This is a genomic window from Streptomyces sp. BBFR25, from assembly GCF_044590125.1.
Classification (GTDB): Bacteria; Actinomycetota; Actinomycetes; order Streptomycetales; family Streptomycetaceae; genus Streptomyces; species Streptomyces canus_D.
The window spans coordinates 6482026-6503966 of sequence record NZ_CP172447.1 but is presented as its reverse complement, the minus strand read 5'-3'; the positions used below and the strand labels follow the sequence as shown (position 1 = coordinate 6503966).

15 protein-coding genes are annotated in these 21941 nt (G+C 69.2%); 4 read left to right on the top strand and 11 right to left on the bottom strand.

Annotation, left to right across the window (positions count from 1 at the left end):
* Positions 1-180 precede the first annotated feature (180 nt).
* Positions 181-1308, bottom strand: a complete 1128-nt coding sequence (locus tag ACGH52_RS29655) for a hypothetical protein (protein WP_121704268.1) — start codon at positions 1306-1308, stop codon at positions 181-183.
* Positions 1309-1649: 341 nt separating this feature from the next.
* Between ACGH52_RS29655 and ACGH52_RS29650 the strand changes: the two genes are divergently transcribed.
* A complete protein-coding gene (locus ACGH52_RS29650) occupies positions 1650-2759 on the top strand; it encodes an LCP family protein (protein WP_076976802.1) in 1110 nt (369 codons plus the stop codon).
* An 18-nt stretch (positions 2760-2777) separates the two neighbouring features.
* Here ACGH52_RS29650 and ACGH52_RS29645 read toward each other — a convergent pair whose 3' ends face one another.
* Positions 2778-3803: a hypothetical protein gene (locus ACGH52_RS29645; protein ID WP_210974555.1), complete on the bottom strand. Its 1026-nt coding sequence runs from the start codon at positions 3801-3803 to the stop codon at positions 2778-2780.
* A 97-nt stretch (positions 3804-3900) separates the two neighbouring features.
* Between ACGH52_RS29645 and ACGH52_RS29640 the strand changes: the two genes are divergently transcribed.
* The gene (locus ACGH52_RS29640) at positions 3901-4278 is read left to right on the top strand and encodes an NTP pyrophosphohydrolase (RefSeq protein ID WP_076976800.1); all 378 of its coding nucleotides are present in this window, start codon (positions 3901-3903) and stop codon (positions 4276-4278) included.
* A gap of 67 nt (positions 4279-4345) precedes the next feature.
* Here ACGH52_RS29640 and ACGH52_RS29635 read toward each other — a convergent pair whose 3' ends face one another.
* From ACGH52_RS29635 to ngcE, 9 genes are all read right to left on the bottom strand, one after another.
* A complete protein-coding gene (locus tag ACGH52_RS29635) occupies positions 4346-5857 on the bottom strand; it encodes an amino acid permease (protein ID WP_121704270.1) in 1512 nt (503 codons plus the stop codon).
* Between the two features lie 160 nt (positions 5858-6017).
* A complete protein-coding gene (gene dxs, locus ACGH52_RS29630; protein ID WP_121704271.1) occupies positions 6018-7946 on the bottom strand; it encodes a 1-deoxy-D-xylulose-5-phosphate synthase in 1929 nt (642 codons plus the stop codon).
* A gap of 256 nt (positions 7947-8202) precedes the next feature.
* A complete protein-coding gene (locus ACGH52_RS29625; protein ID WP_121704273.1) occupies positions 8203-9495 on the bottom strand; it encodes a sugar ABC transporter permease in 1293 nt (430 codons plus the stop codon).
* Positions 9492-10283, bottom strand: a complete 792-nt coding sequence (locus tag ACGH52_RS29620; protein ID WP_059298203.1) for an ATP-binding cassette domain-containing protein — start codon at positions 10281-10283, stop codon at positions 9492-9494. The genes ACGH52_RS29625 and ACGH52_RS29620 overlap by 4 nt, the downstream gene beginning before the upstream one ends.
* A gap of 158 nt (positions 10284-10441) precedes the next feature.
* Positions 10442-11545, bottom strand: a complete 1104-nt coding sequence (locus ACGH52_RS29615; RefSeq protein ID WP_171987461.1) for a sugar ABC transporter substrate-binding protein — start codon at positions 11543-11545, stop codon at positions 10442-10444.
* A gap of 133 nt (positions 11546-11678) precedes the next feature.
* Positions 11679-12890 carry an ROK family transcriptional regulator gene (locus tag ACGH52_RS29610; RefSeq protein ID WP_059298200.1) on the bottom strand — a complete coding sequence of 404 codons (1212 nt, stop codon included), beginning with the start codon at positions 12888-12890 and terminating at the stop codon, positions 11679-11681.
* 194 nt (positions 12891-13084) lie between these two features.
* Positions 13085-14011: a carbohydrate ABC transporter permease gene (locus ACGH52_RS29605; protein ID WP_059298199.1), complete on the bottom strand. Its 927-nt coding sequence runs from the start codon at positions 14009-14011 to the stop codon at positions 13085-13087.
* A 3-nt stretch (positions 14012-14014) separates the two neighbouring features.
* Entirely contained in the window at positions 14015-14941 is a 927-nt protein-coding gene (locus ACGH52_RS29600) for a carbohydrate ABC transporter permease (RefSeq protein WP_059298197.1), read from the bottom strand.
* An 85-nt stretch (positions 14942-15026) separates the two neighbouring features.
* Positions 15027-16475: an N-acetylglucosamine/diacetylchitobiose ABC transporter substrate-binding protein gene (gene ngcE / locus ACGH52_RS29595; protein WP_059298195.1), complete on the bottom strand. Its 1449-nt coding sequence runs from the start codon at positions 16473-16475 to the stop codon at positions 15027-15029.
* Positions 16476-16902: 427 nt separating this feature from the next.
* Here ngcE and ACGH52_RS29590 point away from each other — a divergent pair, with 427 nt between their 5' ends.
* Positions 16903-20709, top strand: a complete 3807-nt coding sequence (locus tag ACGH52_RS29590) for a GH92 family glycosyl hydrolase (protein WP_399943694.1) — start codon at positions 16903-16905, stop codon at positions 20707-20709.
* 232 nt (positions 20710-20941) lie between these two features.
* Positions 20942-21874: an FG-GAP repeat domain-containing protein gene (locus ACGH52_RS29585; RefSeq protein WP_399943691.1), complete on the top strand. Its 933-nt coding sequence runs from the start codon at positions 20942-20944 to the stop codon at positions 21872-21874.
* Positions 21875-21941: the final 67 nt, after the last annotated feature.

Genomic DNA, 21941 nt, shown 5'->3' with positions numbered 1-21941 from the left:
CCGTTTCGACCGCGACCGCCACACACCGGCAATCCATCAAACTTTCACATAATGGTTTCCTAAAAGTCCAGATCAAGACAGCCAGTAGACAGCCGACGACGCGTGACGATCACCACATGCGACGGGTACAACTATTTGCCGCTCTGGACTTTCAGCGCGATGTGCTGTAGAGGCGCGCTCTCAACTGCCCGACAGGCGCTCCCAGTCGGACAGGGTCAGCCCCGGCTCCGGCCGCTGCCTGTTCACCAGGACGGCGCCGTCGGCGGCGACCATCGCCATCACGATCCGGCCATGCCCGTCCAGCGCCAGCGCCGGAGTGCCGACGCAGGCCAGCCCGGTGTCGGTCCACCACAGCCCGCCGGACTCCGCCCCGGTGCCGCACACGCCCAGCACGGCGGTTCCGGTACGTCCCTGGTGGGCCAGGACCGTGCAGTCGTAGCCGTCGACGGCGGCACGGAGCGCGGCGTGGGACCCCTCCCCCGGCGCCCCGCCGGCCGGGAAGGCCCACTCACCGGGCCGCTGCGCGTAGACGCCCGTCCCGCTCTGTTCGGACCAGTACGCGGTGAACACCCCGGGCGCGGTCTCCAGAAGCGCGGCCGAGCCGGGCACCGGGGCCGGGGTGAGGTCCTGCGCCCGGCGCAGGTCCGCCCCCGGTTCCGTCTGCACCCAGTGCATGACCGAGCGGTGTCCCGGCGCGAGCAGTTCGACCAGTCCGGCCGAGTTCGCCGCGGCGCTCAGACCGCCCGCGACCGCGCCGCCGCGCAGGTCCTTCCAGGCCTCCCAGGCCCCGCTCTTGGCCTCGCGCCGCAGCATGACTCCACCGGGGCCGCCGGAGACGAAGACGTGGACCGTGCCCTGTCCGTCGACGGCGGCGGTCGGCGCACCGAGGCTCGCCGCCTCCCTGGGATCACGGAAGGGGTTGCCGAGGGAACGCCAGTCGCCGAGCGTCCGCCCCGTCTGGTACTGCACGGCGTAGACCAGATCGGTCTTGGGTCCGTCACCGCCGGACCGCTCCCTGCGCCCGAGGAAGTGCGCGTAGCGGTTGGCCCCCTGGGCCACGGCCAGGCACGTCAGCCCTTGGACGGGGAAGAGGTCCGGCCCGCCGAAGCGGCCGCTGCCCACCGCGGTCTCCGTCCAGCGGTGCACCCCGCCGTCGACCGGCGCGTAGACACTGAGACGGTCGTCGTTCCCGCGCAGCAGCCACGACCCCGTGGCCGCGGAGGCCACGGACGCGCGCTGGGGCGGCACCTCGGCCGCGGCACCGGACCGGGTCCCCCGGTCCACCGTCTGCGCACCTCTGCCGCGCATGTGTGCCGTCCCCTCCTACGCCGGGCCTGGTGTCCACAGATGACTCCAGAATTCGCCACATCATACGCACGACCGAACAGGTGTCCCAGGGTCCTGTTGCTACCGCACGGGCCTGGTACGACGGCCTCCCCGGCGGGCGCCGACGCGCGCGGAGCCGCGGGTGGACCGGACGGCCCGCCCTCCCGGCCGGGCACACACCGGGCACATCGGTCGTACGCGTGCTCGACCGCGTGTCTATAGTTCAATGCCAACCAAGCGTCAGCCGAGCAGCACCGACCCGGCCCCTCACGGGAGCGGCCTGCTGCTCCTGCCCTCCGGGCACGAGTTGCGAGGACCCCGCCGTGAGCCACGACCTGAGTACCCCCGTGCCGCCTGCCCCCGAATCGCCGCGCGAGGGGCGCGGGAGCCGAAGAGCCGGGAAGAACGGGAAGAAGAAGCGCCGTACCGGCCGGAAGATCCTGCTCGGTCTGGCCGTACTGGTCGTCGCCGCGGCCGGCACCGGCTACTGGCTCTACAGCGACCTCAACGGCAACATCAACGGCGTCGACATCAACGACGCGATCGGCAAGGACCGGCCGGAGAAGCTCCCCACCTCCGGGCAGAACATCCTGATCCTCGGTTCCGACTCGCGCGCGGGCGACAACGCCGAGCTGAACACCGGCAAGGTCGCGGGGGCCCGTTCGGACACGGCGCTGGTGATGCACATACCCGAGGGCCGCAAGGAGGCCGTCGCGGTCAGCATCCCGCGGGACACCCTGGTGACCCGGCCCGAGTGCACCAAGTCGGACGGCTCCGAGATGGCCTCGGCCGAGCGTGTGATGTTCAACTCCGTCTACTCGCAGGTCGGTCCGGCCTGCGTGGTCAAGACGGTGGAGAAGATGTCCGGGGTCCGCATGGACCACTACGTGGAGATCGACTTCGCGGGCTTCAAGGATCTGGTCGACGCGATAGGCGGCGTCACCGTCACCGTCGACCAGGACATCCACGACAAGTCCAGCGGGCTCGACCTGACGGCCGGCACGCACAAGCTGAACGGCACGGACTCGCTGGCCTTCGTACGCACCCGGCACGGCGTCGGCGACGGCAGCGACCTCGGGCGGATCGGGCTCCAGCAGGAGTTCATGATCGCCCTGCTGAGCGAGATCAAGAAGCAGGACCTGCTGGGCAGTCCGACCAAGACGTACAAGATCGCCGACACCCTCACCGCGGCCCTGACCACCGACTCCGAACTCGCCTCGCTCACCGCGCTCACGGACTTCGGACGCAGCCTGAACGGCGTCGACCCGTCCACGATGGAGACCATCATGCTGCCGGTGGCGTACGACAAGATCGACCCGAACCGGGTGGTGGCCGCGGAGCCGCAGGCGTCCACGCTGTGGAAGGCGATCCGCGGCGACAAGGAGATCCCGGAGTCGGCGAAGAAGTCCCCCGCGGGCGGCAAGACTTCCTGACGCCTCCTCGCCGTTCCCTCAGACCGTCTCCCAGGCCCCCAGCGCCAGCCCCGCCTCGTCCTTGCGCCGGGTCAGCAGCAGCTGCCCGGTCGACGGGGTCAGGGTCGCCGCCACCAGGCGGCCGTCGGCGTCCAGGGCCAGGGAGACCGTCGCGTCGGACGGCAGTGCGGGGCCCGACTCGGTCCAGGCCGCGCCCATCTCCTCCAGTTCCGTGGGGTACGCGGCGAAGGCGACGCGGCCGCTGCCCGCGGAACGCTGGGCGAGCAGCGTGCAGTCGTGGCCGTCTATCACGGTGCGGACGGCGGACACGGGGCCGGGGCCGACGGCGGCCACCAAGGGGGTCGGCTTGCCACCGGGGCGCCAGGCGCACAGCTCACCCGTGCCGGCGTCGGTGAAGAAGACCGTGGTGTGCTCCGCGGAGGTCGCCAGGGCGCGCAGGGTGCCGGGGCGGACGGCCGCGTCGAGGCGCTCGCCCAGCACCGGTCGCGCGCCCGGTTTGTCCTGGCTCCAGTGCAGGATGCCGCCCTCGACGGGCGCGTACAGCTGGACCAGGCCGGAGTCTGTCGTGACGGCGGCGGGCGACTCCTGGACGCCGCGGCCCTTCAGGTCCCGCCAGGGCTCCCAGCCGCCCTTCTCCTGCTGGGCCACCATGCTCATGCCGCCGCCCCCGTTGCGGACGAAGACATGGGCGCGTCCCTGCGCGTCGACCGCGACGGCGGGGGTTCCGGTGCGGTCGCCCTGCTTGTTGGGGTGGCCGGCGGGCTGCCAGTCGAGGGGCGCGAGCAGCGGGCGGAAGTGCGTGGTGTGCACGAGGCCGCAGCGGTCGGCACCGGTGGGGCGCCAGGCGACCAGGTGGGCGTAACCGTCGGGGCCCCGGCCGACCGCCAGGGGGCCCGGGCGCAGTTCCTGTTCGCCGCCGAGGCGGCGCGGTGCCTCCCAGGGGCCCGCGGGCGCGCGTTCGGCGCGCCACAGGGCGGCGTCGTTCGACGGGAGGTACACACTGAGGCGGCCGTCGCGGCCGAGGAGAAGCCAGTCGCCATTCACCGCATCACTCTAAGCGGGGCCGTCGGCTCCGTGTCGGTCGGGTACGGCCGTGGCCGCCCGGCCCCGGGCGGCGGTCGGCGCGTGCGACCCTGGCGGGATGAACGAGAACGCGTCCCTGCTCGTGGTCGTCGACGCCGCGAACGTGGTCGGTTCGGTGCCCGACGGCTGGTGGCGGGACCGGCGCGGAGCCGCGGAGCGGCTGCGGGACCGGCTGGCGGCGGACGGGGTGCCGGGGCGGGCCGGGCCGGTCGAGATCGTGCTCGTCGTCGAGGGCGCGGCCCGCGGGGTGGAGTCCGTGGCCGGGGTACGGGTGGAGTCCGCGCCCGGCAGCGGGGACGACCACATCGTCGAGCTGGTCGCGCGGGCGGCGGGCGGCCGTCCCGTCCTGGTCGTGACGGCCGACCGCGGGCTGCGCGACCGGGTGACGGAGCTGGGCGCGGAGGTCGCGGGGCCGAGGACCGTACGGCCCGTGTGACGGTCGCAGCGCGCACACCCGGGCCGACGGTGCGCGCGCCGCGCCGCTCACGCGGTCCCGCGACGGGCTACGGGCCGTTCGGGGCGGAGGGCTCGGCCGGTGTCTCCTCGCCGCGGGCCAGACGGCTGTGGGTGCGGCCGTAGAGGAAGTACACGACGAAGCCGATCGCCATCCAGACGCCGAAGCGGACCCAGGTCTCGGCGGGCAGGTTCAGCATCAGCCACAGCGAGGCGGCGACGGACACGATGGGCAGCAGCGGGACCAGCGGGGTGCGGAAGGCGCGCGGCAGGTCGGGCCGGGTCCGGCGCAGGATGATCACGCTGATCGCGACGATGACGAAGGCGAAGAGCGTGCCGATGTTCACCAGTTCGGCCAGCTCGCTGAGGCTGGTGAATCCGGCGACGATCGCGATGACCACGCCGAGCAGGATGGTCGGCCGGTAGGGAGTGCGGAACTTCGGGTGGACGTGGGAGAAGAAGCGCGGCAGCAGTCCGTCGCGGCTCATCGCGAAGAACACCCGGCTCTGGCCCAGGAGCAGGATCATGCAGACCGTGGTCAGGCCGACGGCCGCCCCGAAGCTGATCACGCCCGCGAAGAAGGGATGCCCCGTGGCCTTGAACGCGTCCGCGAGCGGGGCGTCCACGGAGAGCTTGGTGTAGTGCTGCATGCCGGTGACGACGATCGAGACCGCGACGTAGAGGATGGTGCAGATGATCAGGGAGCCGAGGATGCCGCGGGGCATGTCGCGCTGCGGGTTCCTGGTCTCCTCGGCGGCGGTGGCGACGATGTCGAAGCCGATGAAGGCGAAGAAGACGACCGAGGCGGCCGTGAAGATGCCCATCACGCCGAAGTTGGCCGGAGCCCAGCCGAACATCAGCTGGATCAGTGGTGAGTGCAGTCCCCCGCCCGCCTCGACGGGCTGCGACTTCGGGATGAAGGGGTCGTAGTTGGAACTCTTGACGAAGAAGGCGCCCGCGATGATCACGATGAGGACGACCGCCACCTTGATGGCGACGACGAGCGAGGTGATCCGCGCCGACAGCTTCATGCCGAGCACGAGGATGGCGGTGAGCACCAGCACCAGGGCCGCGGCGAGGATGTCGAAGCCGAACCCGTCCGCGCCGTCCCGCCCGCCCAGCTCCGCCGGCATGTGCCAGCCCGCGTTGTCCATCAGCGAGCGGATGTAGCCCGACCAGCCGACGGCCACCACCGCCGTGCCGAGCGCGAACTCCAGGACCAGGTCCCAGCCGATGATCCAGGCGGGCAGTTCGCCCAGCGAGGCGTAGGAGAAGGTGTACGCGGAGCCGGCCACCGGGACGGTGGAGGCGAACTCGGCGTAGCACAGCGCGGCGAGCGCGCAGACGACTCCGGCGACGACGAACGCCAGGGCCACGGAGGGCCCGGCGTTGTTCTTGGCGACGGTGCCGGTCAGTACGAAGATGCCGGTGCCGATGACGACGCCGATACCGAAGACGGTCAGGTCCAGCGCCGACAGGGATTTCTTGAGCGCGTGCTCGGGTTCCTCCGTGTCACGGATGGACTGCTCGATCTTCTTGGTCCTGAAGAGGGTGTTGCTCACGGGGACCTCCCACGCTTGTCGTCCTCGACATGATCGAGAGGGGGCGTACTGCGTATGCCCCGGCGTAGGCGATTTCACGCGGATGGGCCGGTTCCGCCACTGCAACGAGTGGCGGAACCGGCCCATCCGGCCCAGTGCGGCGTGCGCGGAGTGCGCGACGTCAGTCGCGCGCGGCCTCCACCTGGTCCACCTCGGCGCCCGCGCGGTCGTACCGGCCGTCGAGCTTGGCGACCAGTCCGGTCACCTGGCGCGCGATGTCGGGCGCGGTGAGCCCGATCTCGGCCAGCACCTCGGCGCGGGAGGCGTGGTCGAGGAAGCGCGGCGGGATGCCGAAGTCGCGCAGCGGTACGTCGACGCCGGCGTCGCGCAGGGCCTGGGCGACGGCGGAGCCGACACCGCCGACGCGGGAGTTGTCCTCGACGGTGACGACGACGCGGTGGCGCTCGGCGAGCGGGGCCATGGCCTCGTCGACGGGCTTGACCCAGCGCGGGTCGACCACGGTGGTGGAGATGCCCTGCTTGTTCAGCAGGTCGGCGACCTCCAGGCACATCGGCGCGAGGGCGCCGACGGAGACCAGGAGCACGTCGGGCGTGTCGGTGCCGGGGGCGCGCAGCACGTCCATGCCGCCGACGCGGCCGACGGCGGGGACGGCGGGGCCGACGGCGCCCTTGGAGAAGCGGACCACGGTCGGCGCGTCGTCCACCGCGACGGCCTCGCGCAGCTGGGCGCGGACCTGGTCGGCGTCGCGCGGGGCGGCGAGCCTGAGGCCGGGGACGACCTGGAGGATCGACATGTCCCACATGCCGTTGTGGGAGGCGCCGTCGGTGCCGGTGACACCGGCCCGGTCCAGTACGAAGGTCACGCCGCACTTGTGCAGGGCGACGTCCATCAGGACCTGGTCGAAGGCGCGGTTGAGGAAGGTGGCGTACACGGCGAAGACCGGGTGGACGCCGCCGTGGGCGAGGCCGGCCGCGGAGACCGCGCCGTGCTGCTCGGCGATGCCGACGTCGTAGACGCGGTCCGGGAAGGCCTTGGCGAACTTGTCGAGGCCGACCGGCTGGAGCATGGCCGCGGTGATGGCGACGACGTCCTCGCGCTCCTTGCCGAGCTTGAGCATCTCGTCGCCGAAGACGCTGGTCCAGTCGGCGCCGGAGGTGGAGATGGGCAGGCCGGTGTCGGGGTGGATCTTGCCGACGGCGTGGAAGCGGTCGGCCTCGTCCTGGAGGGCGGGCTGGTAGCCGCGGCCCTTCTCGGTGAGGCAGTGCACGATCACCGGGCCGCCGAAGCGCTTGGCGCGGGTGAGGGCGGACTCCAGGGCCTCCAGGTCGTGGCCGTCGATCGGGCCGACGTACTTGAGGCCGAGGTCCTCGAACATGCCCTGCGGGGCGATGAAGTCCTTGAGGCCCTTCTTGGCGCCGTGCAGGGTGTCGTACAGGGGGCGCCCGACGACCGGGGTGCGCTCCAGGACCTCCTTGGTGCGGGCCAGGAAGCGCTCGTAGCCGTCGGTGGTGCGCAGGGTCGCCAGGTGGTTGGCGAGGCCGCCGATGGTGGGGGCGTAGGAGCGCTCGTTGTCGTTGACGACGATGACCAGGGGGCGGTCCTTGGCGGCGGCGATGTTGTTCAGCGCCTCCCAGGCCATGCCGCCGGTGAGGGCGCCGTCGCCGATGACGGCGACCACGTGGTCGTCGCGCTCCAGCACCTGGTTGGCCTTGGCGATGCCGTCGGCCCAGCCGAGGACCGTGGAGGCGTGGCTGTTCTCGATGACGTCGTGCTCGGACTCGGCCTGCGAGGGGTAGCCGGACAGGCCGCCCTTCATCTTGAGCTTCGAGAAGTCCTGGCGGCCGGTGAGCAGCTTGTGCACGTAGGACTGGTGGCCCGTGTCCCAGAGCACCTTGTCCTTCGGCGAGTCGAAGACCCGGTGCAGGGCGAGGGTGAGTTCCACCACGCCGAGGTTGGGGCCGAGGTGGCCGCCGGTCTTCGAGACGGCGTCGACGAGGAAGGTACGGATCTCCTCGGCCAGCTGAGTCAGCTCTTCCAGGCTGAGCCGGTCCAGATCGCGCGGTCCCGTGATGCGGGTCAGCAGCGGCACCCGTGCCTCCTTGCAGTAGAGCTGTTGCCGGGCTCGTCGAGTCTAATGTTCCGCTCCGGCGGAACGTGTCCGGGCGGTGCGTCGTACGTCACGCGTTCGGCCTTACCCAACGACGGGCCGTTCTACGACTTCCCCGCCCGCGGCCGGCGACGCGCCCCCCGTACGGGTCGCAACGACGCGCCGCCCGCCCTCCCGGGGCTCAGCCGGGAGGGCGGGCGGTCGTCGGCCGGTGGGGCCGCGCGAGGGCCGGCGACGGCTAGGCGCGGCCGGCCGTCTTCTGCGTCTTGCGGGTGATCGCGTCGATGACGACGGTCGCCAGCAGCACGCCACCGGTGATCATGTACTGGACCGGCGAGGCGATGCCCTCCAGGGCGAGGCCGTACTGGATCGAGACGATGACCATCACACCGAGCAGCGCGTCCCAGGTGCGGCCGCGGCCGCCGAACAGGGACGTACCGCCGATCACGGCCGCGGCGATGACGTTCATCAGGAACTCACCGGTGCCCGCGCCCTGGTTGGCGGAGGCGATCTTCGACGCCACGAAGAGGCCGCCGATCGCCGCGAAGCCGCCCGCGATCGCGAAGACCGAGATCCGGACCAGCTCCACGTTGATACCGGCACGGCGGGAGGCCTCGACACTGCCACCGAGCGCGAAGATCTTGCGACCGTAGGCGGTGCGGCGCAGCACGAAGTCCGTGAGCAGCAGGAACGCCAGGAAGATCACCACAGCCAGCGGCAGGCCCTTGTACTGGTTGAAGACGATCGCCACGGCGAAGGCCAGGACCGCGAGCAGCACCGTGCGCACGATGATCTCGTTCAGCGGCCGGGACGGCACCCCGGCGGCCTCGCGGCGGCGGTTGTCGAAGAACGCGGCGAGGAAGTAGCCCGCGGTCACCACGACCGCCAGGCCGTAGGCGGCGGCCACGTCGCTGAAGTAGTAGCTCGTCAGCTTGACGACGACGCCCTCGGAGTCGAGGTTGATCGTGCCGTTGTCGCCCAGGATCTGGAGCATGAAGCCCTGCCAGAACAGCAGTCCGGCGAGCGTCACGGCGAAGGCCGGGACGCCGATGCGGGCGAAGACGAAGCCGTGGATGGCACCGGCGACGGTACCGGTGAGGATCGCCAGCAGCAGGGCGAGCCACTCGTTCATCCCGTGCGTGACGCTGAGCACCGCGAAGGTGGCGCCCGCGACACCGCTGACCGAGCCGACCGACAGGTCGATCTCGCCGAGCAGCAGGACGAAGACGATGCCGACGGCGATCATGCCGGTGCCGACCATGGCGACCGACATGTCGGAGAAGTTGCCGGCGGTGAGGAAGTTGGAGTTCAGGCTGGTGAAGATGGCCCAGATGATCAGCAGACCGACGACGACCGGTATGGACCCGAGGTCACCGGCCTTCATCTTCCGCTTGAACTCGCCGAGGTAGCCGGCGAAGCCCTGCTCACGCACCAGCAGCCGGGGGTCGACGGCCGTGACGGCGGCGGCCGCGGCGTCGGTGTTCTCCACCGTGCTGTCCGCGGCGGAGGTGGAGGTCTTGTCGATGCTCACTTCTTGATCTCCCCATTTGCGCGTGCCGCACGACGGGTCACGGCGTTCTCCGTGGCGCCCGTGATGGCGGAGATGATCTCTTCCTGGGAGGTCGACTTGACCTCGAAGACGCCGTTGTTGCGCCCGAGGCGCAGGACGGCGACCTTGTCGGCGACCGCCTTGACGTCGGCCATGTTGTGGCTGATGAGGATGACGGCGTGGCCGCGCTCGCGCAGCCGCTCCACGAGGTCGAGGACCTGCGCGGTCTGCTCGACGCCGAGGGCGGCGGTGGGCTCGTCCAGGATGACCAGCTTGGGCTCGCCGAGCATGGACCGGGCGATCGCCACGACCTGGCGCTGACCGCCGGAGAGGGAGGCGATCGGGATGCGGACGCTGGGGATGCGGATGGACAGCGTGTCCAGCAGCTCGCGGGAGCGGCGCTCCATCTCCACCTCGTCCAGGACGCCGCGACGGCGGATCTCCCGGCCCAGGTAGAGGTTGCCGACGACGTCGATGTTGTCGCACAGCGCGAGGTCCTGGTAGACCGTCGCGATGCCGAGGTTCTGGGCGTCGTGCGGCCTGTTGATCGAGACGGCCTTGCCGTCCCACTCGATGGCGCCCTCATCGATGGGGTGCACGCCGGCGATCGTCTTGACCAGCGTGGACTTTCCGGCGCCGTTGTCGCCCACCAGGGCGACCACCTCACCGGCGTGGACCTCAAGCTCTACCTCGGTGAGCGCCTGGACGGCACCGAATCGCTTGGAGACCCCGCGCAACGCCAGCACGGGCGTAGCGGACACGTGAACCATCTCCTTCGCCGCCTGACCCGGCGGGAGGTTGTGCAGAAGTATGGGGGGGTGTTCCGTCCGGCGCCCCGCGTAGCTTGCGGGGCTGATGGGTGCGGGACGCCGGAGGAGCTGGGGCGGACGGTCCCGGGCGGCTCAGCCGGCCCAGGACGCGGGTCCGCTTACTTGAGGCCGATCTTGTCGCAGGCGGCCTTGTACTTGTCCGTGCAGATCTCGTCGATCGTGTAGAAGCCGTCCTTGATGACGGTGTCCTTGATGTTGTCCTTGGTCAGCGAGACGACCGGGACGATGACCGCGGGGATGTCCTTGGCGGAGGCGGAGTCGACCTTGTCGTTGGCGATGGAGTCGAGCGACTCGCCCTTGGCGAGCGCGACGGCCATCTCGGCCGCGGTCTCGGCCTCCTTCGGGTACGACTTGAAGACGCTCATGTACTGCTCACCGGTGACGATGCGCTGCACACCCGCGAGTTCGGCGTCCTGGCCGGTGACCGGGACGTTGGAGATGCCGGCGGCCTTCAGGGCGGTGATGATGCCGCCCGCCATGCCGTCGTTGGCGGAGTAGACGCCCTGGATCTTGTCCTTGCCGAGGGCGGAGATGGCGCCCTCCATGTTGGCGTTGGCGTTCTCCGGCTTCCACTCCTTGGTGTCGTACTCGCGGCCGACCTTCACCTTGCCGTCGAGGGCGGCGTGGGCGCCCTCCTTGAACTGGGCGGCGTTCGGGTCGGTGGAGGAGCCGTTCATCATGACGATCTGGGCGTCCTTGGCCTTGTCGCCCAGCGCCTCGAGGAGCGCCTCGCCCTGCGTCTTGCCGACGGTGACGTTGTCGAACGAGGTGTAGGCGTCGATGGGGCCCTCCGCCAGGCGGTCGAAGGCGACGACCTTGATGCCGGCGTCCTTGGCCTTCTTGACCGAGCCCGCGATCGCCTTGTAGTCCACCGCGTCCACGATCAGCACGTCGACCTTGTTGGTCACCATCGTGTCGACCTGCTGGTTCTGCAGGCTGGCGTCCTGCTTGGCGTTGGCGTAGACGACCTCGCCCTTGTTGTTCGTGAGCTCCTTGACCTTCTTCTCGATCATGGGCTTGTCGAACTTCTCGTACCGCGCGGTCTGGTTCTCCGGAAGGAGCAGGCCGACCTTGATGTCGTCGCCCTTCTTCGCGGCGGAGTCGGACGAGTCGTTGCTGTCGCCGGATTCCTTGGCACTGCCACAGGCGGCGAGCGAGACGGCCATGGCACCGGCGGCGAGGGCAACGGCGGCACGACGCATACGCGTGTTCACTACACAAACCTCCCTGACGAGGCCGCGTCGTTGCGGCCGAGGTGGCTGGAAGTCAACTCGGCCACACGTGCGACGTCAAGAAGTAAATCCTTAACGAGATGACAACGGTGCCATCCGTGCTCTAAGTGAAGGCAGGCGTGGCCGCCGGCAGAGCGCCGGTCGCAGACCCGTCCAAGAGCGTCGAATCGCCCATCTCGCTGAGCGCGAGGGCGAGCGCCCCCAGCACCTCCGCGCGACCCCCAAGTGCCCCGGGGAGCACGGAGAGTTGGCGCGCCGCGCTGGGGATGGCGTAACGCCCGACGGACTCTCTTATCGGCCCGAGCACCAGCTCACCGGCCTCGGCGAGATCGCCGCCGAGGACGACTCGGCTCGGGTTGAGCAGGTTGCAGAGGTTGGCGACTCCACTGCCGATGTGGCGGCCGACGTCGGCGATCACGCGACGGCAGCCAGGGTCACCGTCCCGGGCCAGCCGCACGACGCCCTCCATCGTCAGGTCGGTGCCGTGGCCGGGCTGGAGGAGCGGAAGCACATAGCGTGCTGCCGCGAAGGTCTCCAGGCAACCCCGGTTGCCGCACCGGCAGACGGGACCTGCCTCATCGAGGGTGATATGCCCGATTTCACCCGCTGTGCCGCCGGGTCCGCGGTAGATCTTCCCGTTGATCACCAGACCGGCGCCGACGCCGCTGGCGACCTTGATGTACGCCAGGTCCCGCACCCCCCGGCCGCTGCCCCAGACCAGCTCGCCCAGGGCGCCCAGGTTGGCGTCGTTGTCCACGTGCACCGGCACGCCGAGCCGCCCCCGCAGCTCCTCGGCGGGCCGGGTGCCGCCCCAGCCGGGCAGGATGGCGGTCGAGCCCAGCGTCCCGGACTCCACGTCGATCGGACCGGGCACGCCCAGGCCCACCCCGGCGATCTTGGCGCGGTCCACGCCGGTGGCCGCGATCAGTCGGCTGACCAGCTGTTCCGCCCGGTCGAAGCCCTGGTCGGAGGAGGCGTCGACGTCCAGCGGCTCGGACTCCTCGGCCAGCACCTGGTGGGCGAGGTTGCCGAGGGCGACGCGCAGGTGGGTGTGGCCGAAGTCCACGCCGATGACGATGCCGGCGTCCCCGCTCAGCGAGACGCTGCGGGCCCGGCGGCCGCCCGCGGAGGTGGGCGTGACCTCGACGGTCCCGCCGTCCTTCAGTTCCCGGACGATGTTCGAGACCGTGGCCGCGGACAGGCCCGTCGTCCTCGCGATCTCCGCCTGCGTGAGCGAACCGGCGAGCCGTACCGCCCGTACGACGCGTTCCAGGTTGGCTCGGTGCAGCGACGACTGCGACCCCGGAGTCTCCACGACGACCTCCTGCGCGCGGGGCCGCTTCGATGAGGCCCCTTCCATGTCCAACTAGTGAACTCTAAGCTGAGCCGTTCGGGTCACCTCCCGTCAAGAGGTTGAACCGCATCCGGCTCTCCTCCGTGGTCGTCCGCGCACACACGAGCATGCCGCCCCCGGGCTGCGGGAGCGGCACGCGTGAGGTGTCCGGGGCGCTACTTCAGGGCGCCCGCCGTGAGTCCCTGGACCACCTGGCGCTGGAAGATGATGTACGCGGCCAGCACCGGCAGCATCGCCATGACCAGTCCGGCGAACAGCCCCGACCAGTCGCCCTTGTACCCCTGGCTGACCGCCAGCTGCACCAGGCCCTGGGTGAGGACGTGTTTGTCCGGGTCCGTGTTCAGCACGGTCGGCAGCATGTACTGGTTCCACTGGCCCAGGAAGTTGAAGATTCCCACGCTGATCAGACCGGGCTTGGCCATCGGCAGCATGACCTGGAAGAAGGTCCTCGAGTGGGAGGCGCCGTCCACGAAAGCGGCCTCCGCCACCGACGTGGGCAAGGTGCGGAAGAACCCGGTCAGGAAGAACACCGTGAAGGGCAGTGAATAGGCGATGTAGACCAGGATCAGCCCGTGGATCGTGTTCAGCATCCCCATGTTGTCCACGACGTAGAACAACGGGACCAGTGCGAGCATGATCGGGAAACTCATGCCGGCGATGAACAAGTAATAGATGAACCGGTTGCCCGGAAAGTCGAACCGGGCCAGCACATAGGCCGCCATCGAGCCCAGCACCAGGGTGCCGACGAGCGAACCGCCGACCACCAGGACGGTGTTGAGGAAATAGTCGCTCATGTGCGCCTGGGACCAGGCCCGCGACCAGTTGTCGAAGTTCAGCTTGTCGGGCAGCGACCAGGGCGAGCCGAAAATGGAGGCGTCGTCCTTGAAGGAGGTCATCACCGCCCACACCAGCGGCATGCCGACCATGATCGCCCAGATGACGAGGACGCCGTGGGAGAAGACGTTGAGGGTGGTGCCCTCCTTCTTCTTCCCCTCCTTCAGTCCGCCGGGGGCGGCCTGGGCCTTGATGACGGGCGTACCGGGCTCGGCCGGTACGGGGGCGGGGGTCTCGGTCGTCTTCATTGATCAGTACTCCAGCCGCTCGCGCCGGCCCAGCCGCATCACGACGGCGGCGAAGGCCAGCGTGACGACGAGCAGGGCGACGCCGATGGTGGTGGCGTAGGCGGCCTGACCGTCACGGAACGCCTTCTGGTACACGTACAGGACCATGACGGTGGTCGAGTAGTCGGGTCCGCCGGGGCCGGTCGTCATGATCTGCACGACCGCGAAGGACTCGGCGCCCAGCGCGAGGATGCCCATGTAGACCCAGCCGGACTGCACGGTGTCCCACAGCAGCGGCAGGGTCACCTTGAAGAAGGTGGCGGCGCGGCCCGCGCCGTCCAGCAGCGCGGCCTCGTACAGCTCCGCCGGGATGGAGGCCATGCCCGCGGAGAAGAGAACCACGAAGAAGCCGACCGTCGACCAGACGAGCACCGCCATCACGCACCACAGGGCGATGTTGGGATCGCCGAGCCACAGCGGCTGGACGGAGTCCAGGCCGATCCCGCGCAGCAGCGAGTTGATCGCGCCGCTGTCCGGGTTGTACGCGAACTGGAACAGCAGGGCGACGATCGCGATGGACAGGACCTGCGGGAAGAAGTACACGATCTTGTAGAAGCCGGAGCCGCGCACTCCGGTGATCGCCGGGCCGCCGCGTCGGCGCCGTCCGCCCACGTTGATCATGAAGGAGAAGAAGAGCGCCAGGCTGAGTGTCACCAGCGGCACCAACAGCGCGAACATCACGCTGTGTTGCAACGACTTCCAGAAGATGTCGTCGTCGAGCATCCGCGAGTAGTTGTCGAAGCCGACCATCTTGAACTCGGGACTGAGCCCCGTCCAGTCCGTGAACGAGTAGTAGATGGACTGGATGAACGGCCAGATGACGAAGAGCGCGTACAGTCCCAGGGGAACCGCCAGGAACCCCACGATGAACCGGTACTTGCCGTGCTGCATTGCTACCGACCCCGATCTGCGCGCGGGTGGCGCCGCCAGGGCCCGCCCGGCGCGGTGGCGCCGGACAGGCCCTGGTGACGCGTCCTCACTGGTGCTTGTAGTGCTTGATCGACGAGTCCTTGGCGGCTTCGTCGGCGTAGCCCTGGATCTTCTTGATGGTCTCGGCCGGGGTCATCCGGCCCGCCATCATCTCGCCCAGGCAGGAGACGCCGATCTTCTCCTTCTGGAGCTGCACGTACCAGTCCTGCATGCGCGGGTTCACCACGTTGTCGCCGGCCAGTTCCAGCGCCGCGACGCCCGACTTGAGGCCCGGGGTCAGCTCGATGCCGTCGGTGCCGCCGTTGTAGGCGCTCAGGGACTTCACCTTGCTGGTGAAGTTCTTGGAGGACGCCTCGCTGAGCATGATGCGCAGCTGCTCCATGCCGCCGGCGCCGTTGGCCGCCTTGGCCGGGACGATGAAGGGCTCGCCGCCGGACGCCCACATGGTGCCGAAGGGCATCTTGTCGGAGTCGTCGATGCCGGGCGGGGCGGAGACGGCGAGGTCGAAGTCGGCGGGGATGACCTTGGCCGACTCGTTCTCCACCCAGGAGCCGTTGGGGATGAACAGGGCCTTGCCCTTGGCCCACGCGGTCTGCGACTGGATGTGGTCGAGACCCGGGGTGCCCTTGAGGATGTAGCCGCCCTTGTACAGCTCGTACCAGGCCTCGAAGACCGTCTTGACCGCCGGGTGCTTCCAGGCGTTCGGCTCCAGGTTGTCGATCGCGTCGAGCACCTCGCGGCCGCCGACCTTGGCGATCATCGGGGACATCGAGAAGGGGATGTAGTACGGGTACTTGCCGGCGTAGGTCCAGCCGGCCATGCCCTTCTTCTTGGCCTTCTTGCAGACCGCGATCATCTCGTCCCAGGTCTTGGGGTACTCCGCGTCCAGGGAGTCCAGGGCCTTCTGCGAGTACCAGTTGCCGTACACCGTGTAGGCGTAGTACATGATCCAGACCGGGTCGCCGTCGAACTGGCCCATCTCCACGATGCCGGGGCGCAGCGTGTCGCGGACCTTCTTGTTCGGGTCGTCGTAGGACGGGGCGTCCAGCAGCGGGGTGAGGTCGGCGAGCTGCTTCTTGCCGACCAGGACGCCCATGTCCATCTGCTCGGCGCCGGAGTTGTCGACGAGGTCGGGCGGGTTGCCGCCGTTGAAGCGCGGCTGGAGGGTGGACTGGATCTTCTGGGTGGCGGAGAACTTCACCTTGGCCTTGGGGAAGGCCTTCTCGTACAGCTTCACGGCGTCCTCGGCGTACTCCTTGCCGAAGCCGCCGTCGAAGAGGACGAATTCCATCTGGGCGCTGTCGTTGACCGCGAGCGGGTTCTTGGCGGACTTCTCGCCCGCCTCGGCCTTCTCCTGGTCGTCCCCGCCGCCGCTCGCGCAGGCGGACAGGAAGCTCATCGTGGGTACGGAGATCAGGCCGAGCGCGGCGGACCGCTTGATCAGATCGCGGCGGCCGACGCCCGTACCGTTGTTCTCGGCGGAAGTGGATCCCATGCTCAAGTCCTCGCCTTCTCCAGGACTCAGGCGGTGAACCGGATCCTCCCCGGCACCGCGATCGGGTCACGCTGGGTCGTGCAGGAAATGCGGGTGCTGCTGTGCGGTCACAGATACTGTCACCGCTGTTCGGGCGCCTTGGGCGGTTCCTCGTCGCGGTTCCCCCCGTATCCCCCGGTGGCCGACAGGTATAGTCCACTTTCCGTCGGCGGAGCAAGATCGAATGCAAGGTTGGCGGTACGTCTTTTCCGAGTTGAGACCTCCCGGAAATATGAGCGGCCTGTGCGACGCATGCCGTAGGAATCCCTGGCATAAGCCCCGAACGCCACATCCAACACCCTTGACATCACTTGGCACTTGACCCCTACTGGTCCTTGCGCAGCTGATTTGACAACGTTGTCCCACGCGCAGGGAGGGTGGCCAGGACATGCAGTACAGAGTTCGGCACAGATGGGGTCCGGCGGTCGTCATGACGACCGCCTTCGCCTTGGCGGTGGGTTCCCAGGGGGCGGCGGTCGCACTGCCGGACGCGCCCGCCAAGGCCGACCGGGGCTTCGCGTCGTCCTTCGAGGCCGACGACCCGGCTCCGGACTGGACCGACACCGTGGACACCGGCCCGGACGGCGGCAAGCGGGCCTCCGGCGTGGACGGCGGGTACAGCACCGGCATACCCGGCAACGTCACCGAGAACGTCACCGGCGTGCGCGCGAGCGCCGAGAACACGGGCGGCCGGGAGGTGAAGGAGAACCTCGTCGACAACGAGCCGGCCACCAAGTGGCTCACCTTCGCGCCGACCGGCTGGGTCGAGTTCGACCTCGACGCGCCGACGAAGATCGCCAAGTACGCCCTCACCTCGGCCAACGACCACGACGAACGCGACCCGCTGGACTGGACGCTGAAGGGCTCGGCGGACGGCGAGACCTGGCAGACGCTGGACACCCGCTCCGGGGAGCACTTCGGCGAGCGCTTCCAGACGAAGACCTACCAACTCGCCGAGACGGCCGAGTTCCAGCACTTCCGGCTGGAGATCACCAAGAACAACGGCGCCGGCGACGCGCTCCAGCTCGCCGACGTGCAGCTGGCCACCGGCGACACCGAGGTCCCCACGCCCGAGGACATGCTCTCCTTCGTCGACGAGGGCCCGGTGGGCTCGCCGACCGCGAAGGCGAACGCCGGGTTCACCGGCACCCACGCGCTGCGCTACGCGGGCCGGCACACCGCGGACGGCCGGGGTTACTCGTACAACAAGGTCTTCGACGTGAACGTCAAGGTCGACCGGCGCACCGAGCTGTCGTACAAGGTCTTCCCGTCGATGGCCGACGGCGACCTCGACTACGACGCCACGAACGTCTCCGTCGACCTCGCCTTCACCGACGGCACCTACTTGAGCGACCTCAAGGCCACCGACCAGCACGGGTTCCCGCTGACGCCGCGCGGTCAGGGCGACGCCAAGATCCTCTACGTGAACCAGTGGAACAGTGTGAAGTCCGGGATCGGTACGGTCGCCGCCGGCAAGACCGTCGACCGGATCCTGCTGGCGTACGACTCCCCCAAGGGCCCGGCGAAGTTCCGCGGCTGGCTGGACGACGTGGAGATCGAGCGGGCCGCGCCCGAGCGTCCCAAGGCCCACCTGTCGGACTACGCGCTCACCACCCGCGGCACCAACTCCAGCGGCAGCTTCTCGCGCGGCAACAACTTCCCCGCGACCGCCGTGCCGCACGGCTTCAACTTCTGGACGCCGGTGACCAACGCCGGTTCGCTCAGCTGGATCTACGAGTACGCGAGCGGCAACAACGACGCCAACCTGCCCACCGTGCAGGCGTTCTCCGCGAGCCACGAGCCGAGCCCGTGGATGGGCGACCGGCAGACCTTCCAGGTGATGCCCTCGGCCGCCTCCGGCACCCCGGACACCGGCCGGGACGCCCGCGAGCTGGCCTTCCGGCACGAGAACGAGACCGCCAGGCCGTACTACTACGGGGTGCGGTTCGAGAACGGCGTCAAGGCCGAGATGACGCCGACCGACCACGCGGCGATGATGCGCTTCACCTACCCCGGTGACGACGCGAGCGTCATCTTCGACAACGTCAACGACCAGGCCGGGCTGACCCTGGACGAGGAGAACGGCACCTTCACCGGCTACTCGGACGTCAAGTCCGGCGGCTCCGCCGGTGCCACCCGCCTCTTCGTCTACGGCGAGTTCGACAGCAAGGTCACCGGCGGCGACTCCAGCGGCGTCAAGGGCCACCTGCGCTTCGACGCCGGCCGGGACCGTTCCGTGACGATGCGCATCGCCACCTCGCTGATCAGCGTGGACCAGGCCAAGGACAACCTGCGCCAGGAGATCCCGAAGCGCGCCTCCTTCGACAAGGTCAAGCGCGACGCCCAGAAGCAGTGGGACAAAATTCTCGGCAAGGTCGAGGTCGAGGGCGCCACGCAGGACCAGCTGACCACGCTGTACTCCGGCCTCTACCGGCTGTACCTGTACCCGAACGCGGGCCACGAGAAGGTGGCCGGAAAGTACAAGTACGCCTCCCCGTTCTCCAAGGCGGTCAAGGAGAACACCCCGACCGAGACCGGCGCCAAGATCGTGGACGGCAAGGTCTACGTCAACAACGGCTTCTGGGACACCTACCGGACCGCCTGGCCCGCGTACTCCTTCCTCACCCCGTCCCAGGCCGGTGAGCTGGTCGACGGCTTCGTGCAGCAGTACAAGGACGGCGGCTGGACCTCGCGCTGGTCCTCCCCCGGCTACGCGGACCTGATGACCGGCACCTCCTCCGACGTGGCCTTCGCCGACGCCTACGTCAAGGGCGTCGACTTCGACGCGAAGGCGGCGTACGACGCGGCGGTCAAGAACGCCACCGTCGTGCCGCCGTCCTCGGGCGTGGGCCGCAAGGGCATGGAGACCTCGCCGTTCCTCGGCTACGCCGGTACCGAGACGCACGAGGGCCTGTCGTGGTCGCTGGAGGGCTACCTCAACGACTACGGCATCGCGAAGATGGGCGAGAAGCTCTACAAGGAGACCGGCCAGAAGCGGTACAAGGACGAGTCCGCGTACTTCCTCAACCGCGCCCGGGACTACGTCAACCTCTTCGACGCGAAGGCGGGCTTCTTCCAGGGCAAGGACAACAAGGGCGACTGGCGCGTGGACTCCGAGAAGTACGACCCGCGCGTGTGGGGCTACGACTACACGGAGACCAACGGCTGGGGCTACGCCTTCACCGCCCCGCAGGACAGCCGGGGCCTGGCCAATCTCTACGGCGGCCGCAAGGGTCTCGGCGACAAGCTCGACGAGTACCTCTCCACCCCGGAGACCGCCTCCCCGGACCTGAAGGGCTCCTACGGCGGGGTCATCCACGAGATGGTCGAGGCGCGGGACGTCCGCATGGGCATGTACGGGCACTCCAACCAGGTCGCCCACCACGCCCTGTACATGTACGACGCGGCCGGGCAGCCGTACAAGACGCAGAAGAACATCCGCGAGGTGCTCCAACGGCTGTACACCGGCAGCGACATCGGCCAGGGCTACCACGGTGACGAGGACAACGGCGAGCAGTCGGCCTGGTTCCTCTTCTCCTCGCTCGGCTTCTACCCCCTGGTGATGGGCAGCGGCGAGTACGCCATCGGGTCCCCGCTGTTCACCAAGGCGACGGTGCACCTGGAGAACGGCCGCGAGCTGGTCGTCAAGGCGCCGAAGAACAGCACGGAGAACGTCTACGTGCAGGGCCTGAAGGTCAACGGCAAGAACTGGAACTCCACGTCGCTCCCCCACTTGCTGATCGCGAAGGGCGGCGTCCTGGAGTTCGACATGGGCGCCAAGCCCTCCAAGTGGGGCACGGGCGAGAAGGCGGCGCCGCCGTCGATCACCGAGGACGACGAGGTACCGACCCCGCGCACCGACGCGATCACGGGCCAGGGCGCGCTGTTCGACAACACCTCGGCGACCGACGCGAGCGTGACGTCGGTGGACCTGCCCGTGTCCGACCAGGGCGCCAAGGCGGTCCAGTACACGCTCACCTCGTCCGCGGACCGCACCAAGGCGCCGACCGGCTGGAAGCTCCAGGGCTCGGCCGACGGCACCACCTGGCGGACGCTGGACGAGCGCTCCGGCGAGTCCTTCGCCTGGGACCGGCAGACGCGGGCGTTCTCGGTGAAGTCGCCGGGTTCGTACGCCGAGTACCGGCTGGTCCTGGACGGCGCGCACACGCTGGCGGAGGTGGAACTGCTGGCCTGAATCCGAAGGTGAGCACGGGATGACGTCGCGGGGTACGCCGGGTGACCGGCGTACCCCGCGAAAGGTTGTACGCCCCACGTTGCGCTTGCGTACCTGTTCTGTACCGCTCTCGTCCCCGCCCGTAAATCTGATTGACCTGTGAACGTCATGTGTAAGGATCACGAAGTACCCCGGGATCTTGCGGACTTACCCGTCCGCGGTCCCTTCCGCATGAACCAAACGGAGGACCCACGTGGCCAAAAGCTCTGGCCTGAACACGCGTCGCGCCCTGGCGCGTGCCACGGCTGCGGCGCTCACTGCCGCACTGGTGGCGACGGGTGCGAGCAGCGCCGTCGCCGCCGACGAACCGGGAGCCAGCGCTTCCCGGACGCACCTCGACGTGAAGCCGTCGGGTGGCGAGAAGTACGGCACCTCCGCCATGCCCGGAGACGCCCCGATCAACCCGGTGTTCGGTGTTGACGGCGCGGGTGACCTGTGGAGCTACGACCCCGACTTCGAGGGCGGGCTGGACGCTCGCTGGGACGCCGGCTACGGCTGGCAGACGGCCCGCGCCATGACGCAGGTCGACCAGGACTCCGACGGATTCTCGGACGGCATCTGGCACGTCACGTCCGAGGGCCAGCTCTACTGGGCCCCCTGGAACACCGAGGAGCACACCCTCGTCGGCAACGGCTGGAAGATCTACAACCAGCTGTTCTCCGGCGCCAACCTGGGTGGTGCCGGCGCCGACGACCTGCTCGCCCGCGACGGCTCCGGAAACCTGTACCTGTACCTGGGCTACGGCAACGGCAAGCTGACCCAGCGCTACAAGGTCGGCGGCGGGTGGAACGCCTACACCCACATCGCCGGCAAGGGCGACCTCTCCGGTGACGGCAAGGCCGACATCGTCGCCAAGGACAAGTCGGGCGTCCTGTGGCTGTACAAGGGCACCGGCAACTACAAGGCGCCCTTCTCCTCCCGCACCCGCGTCGGTGGCGGCTGGAACACGTACAACAACATCGTGTCCGTCGGCGACATCGACATCGACGGTGTCACGGACGTCGTCGCCCGCAACAAGAGCGGCGCCCTGTACCTGTACAAGGGCACCGGCAACGCCGCTTCCCCGTTCAAGTCCCCCGTGAAGATCGGCAGCGGTGGCTGGAACACGTACCGCCTGATGTTCTAAGGCGGACAGACGCGAGGGCCGCACTCCCGGCGACAGGAGTGCGGCCCTCGGCTTGTGTGCGCCGCCG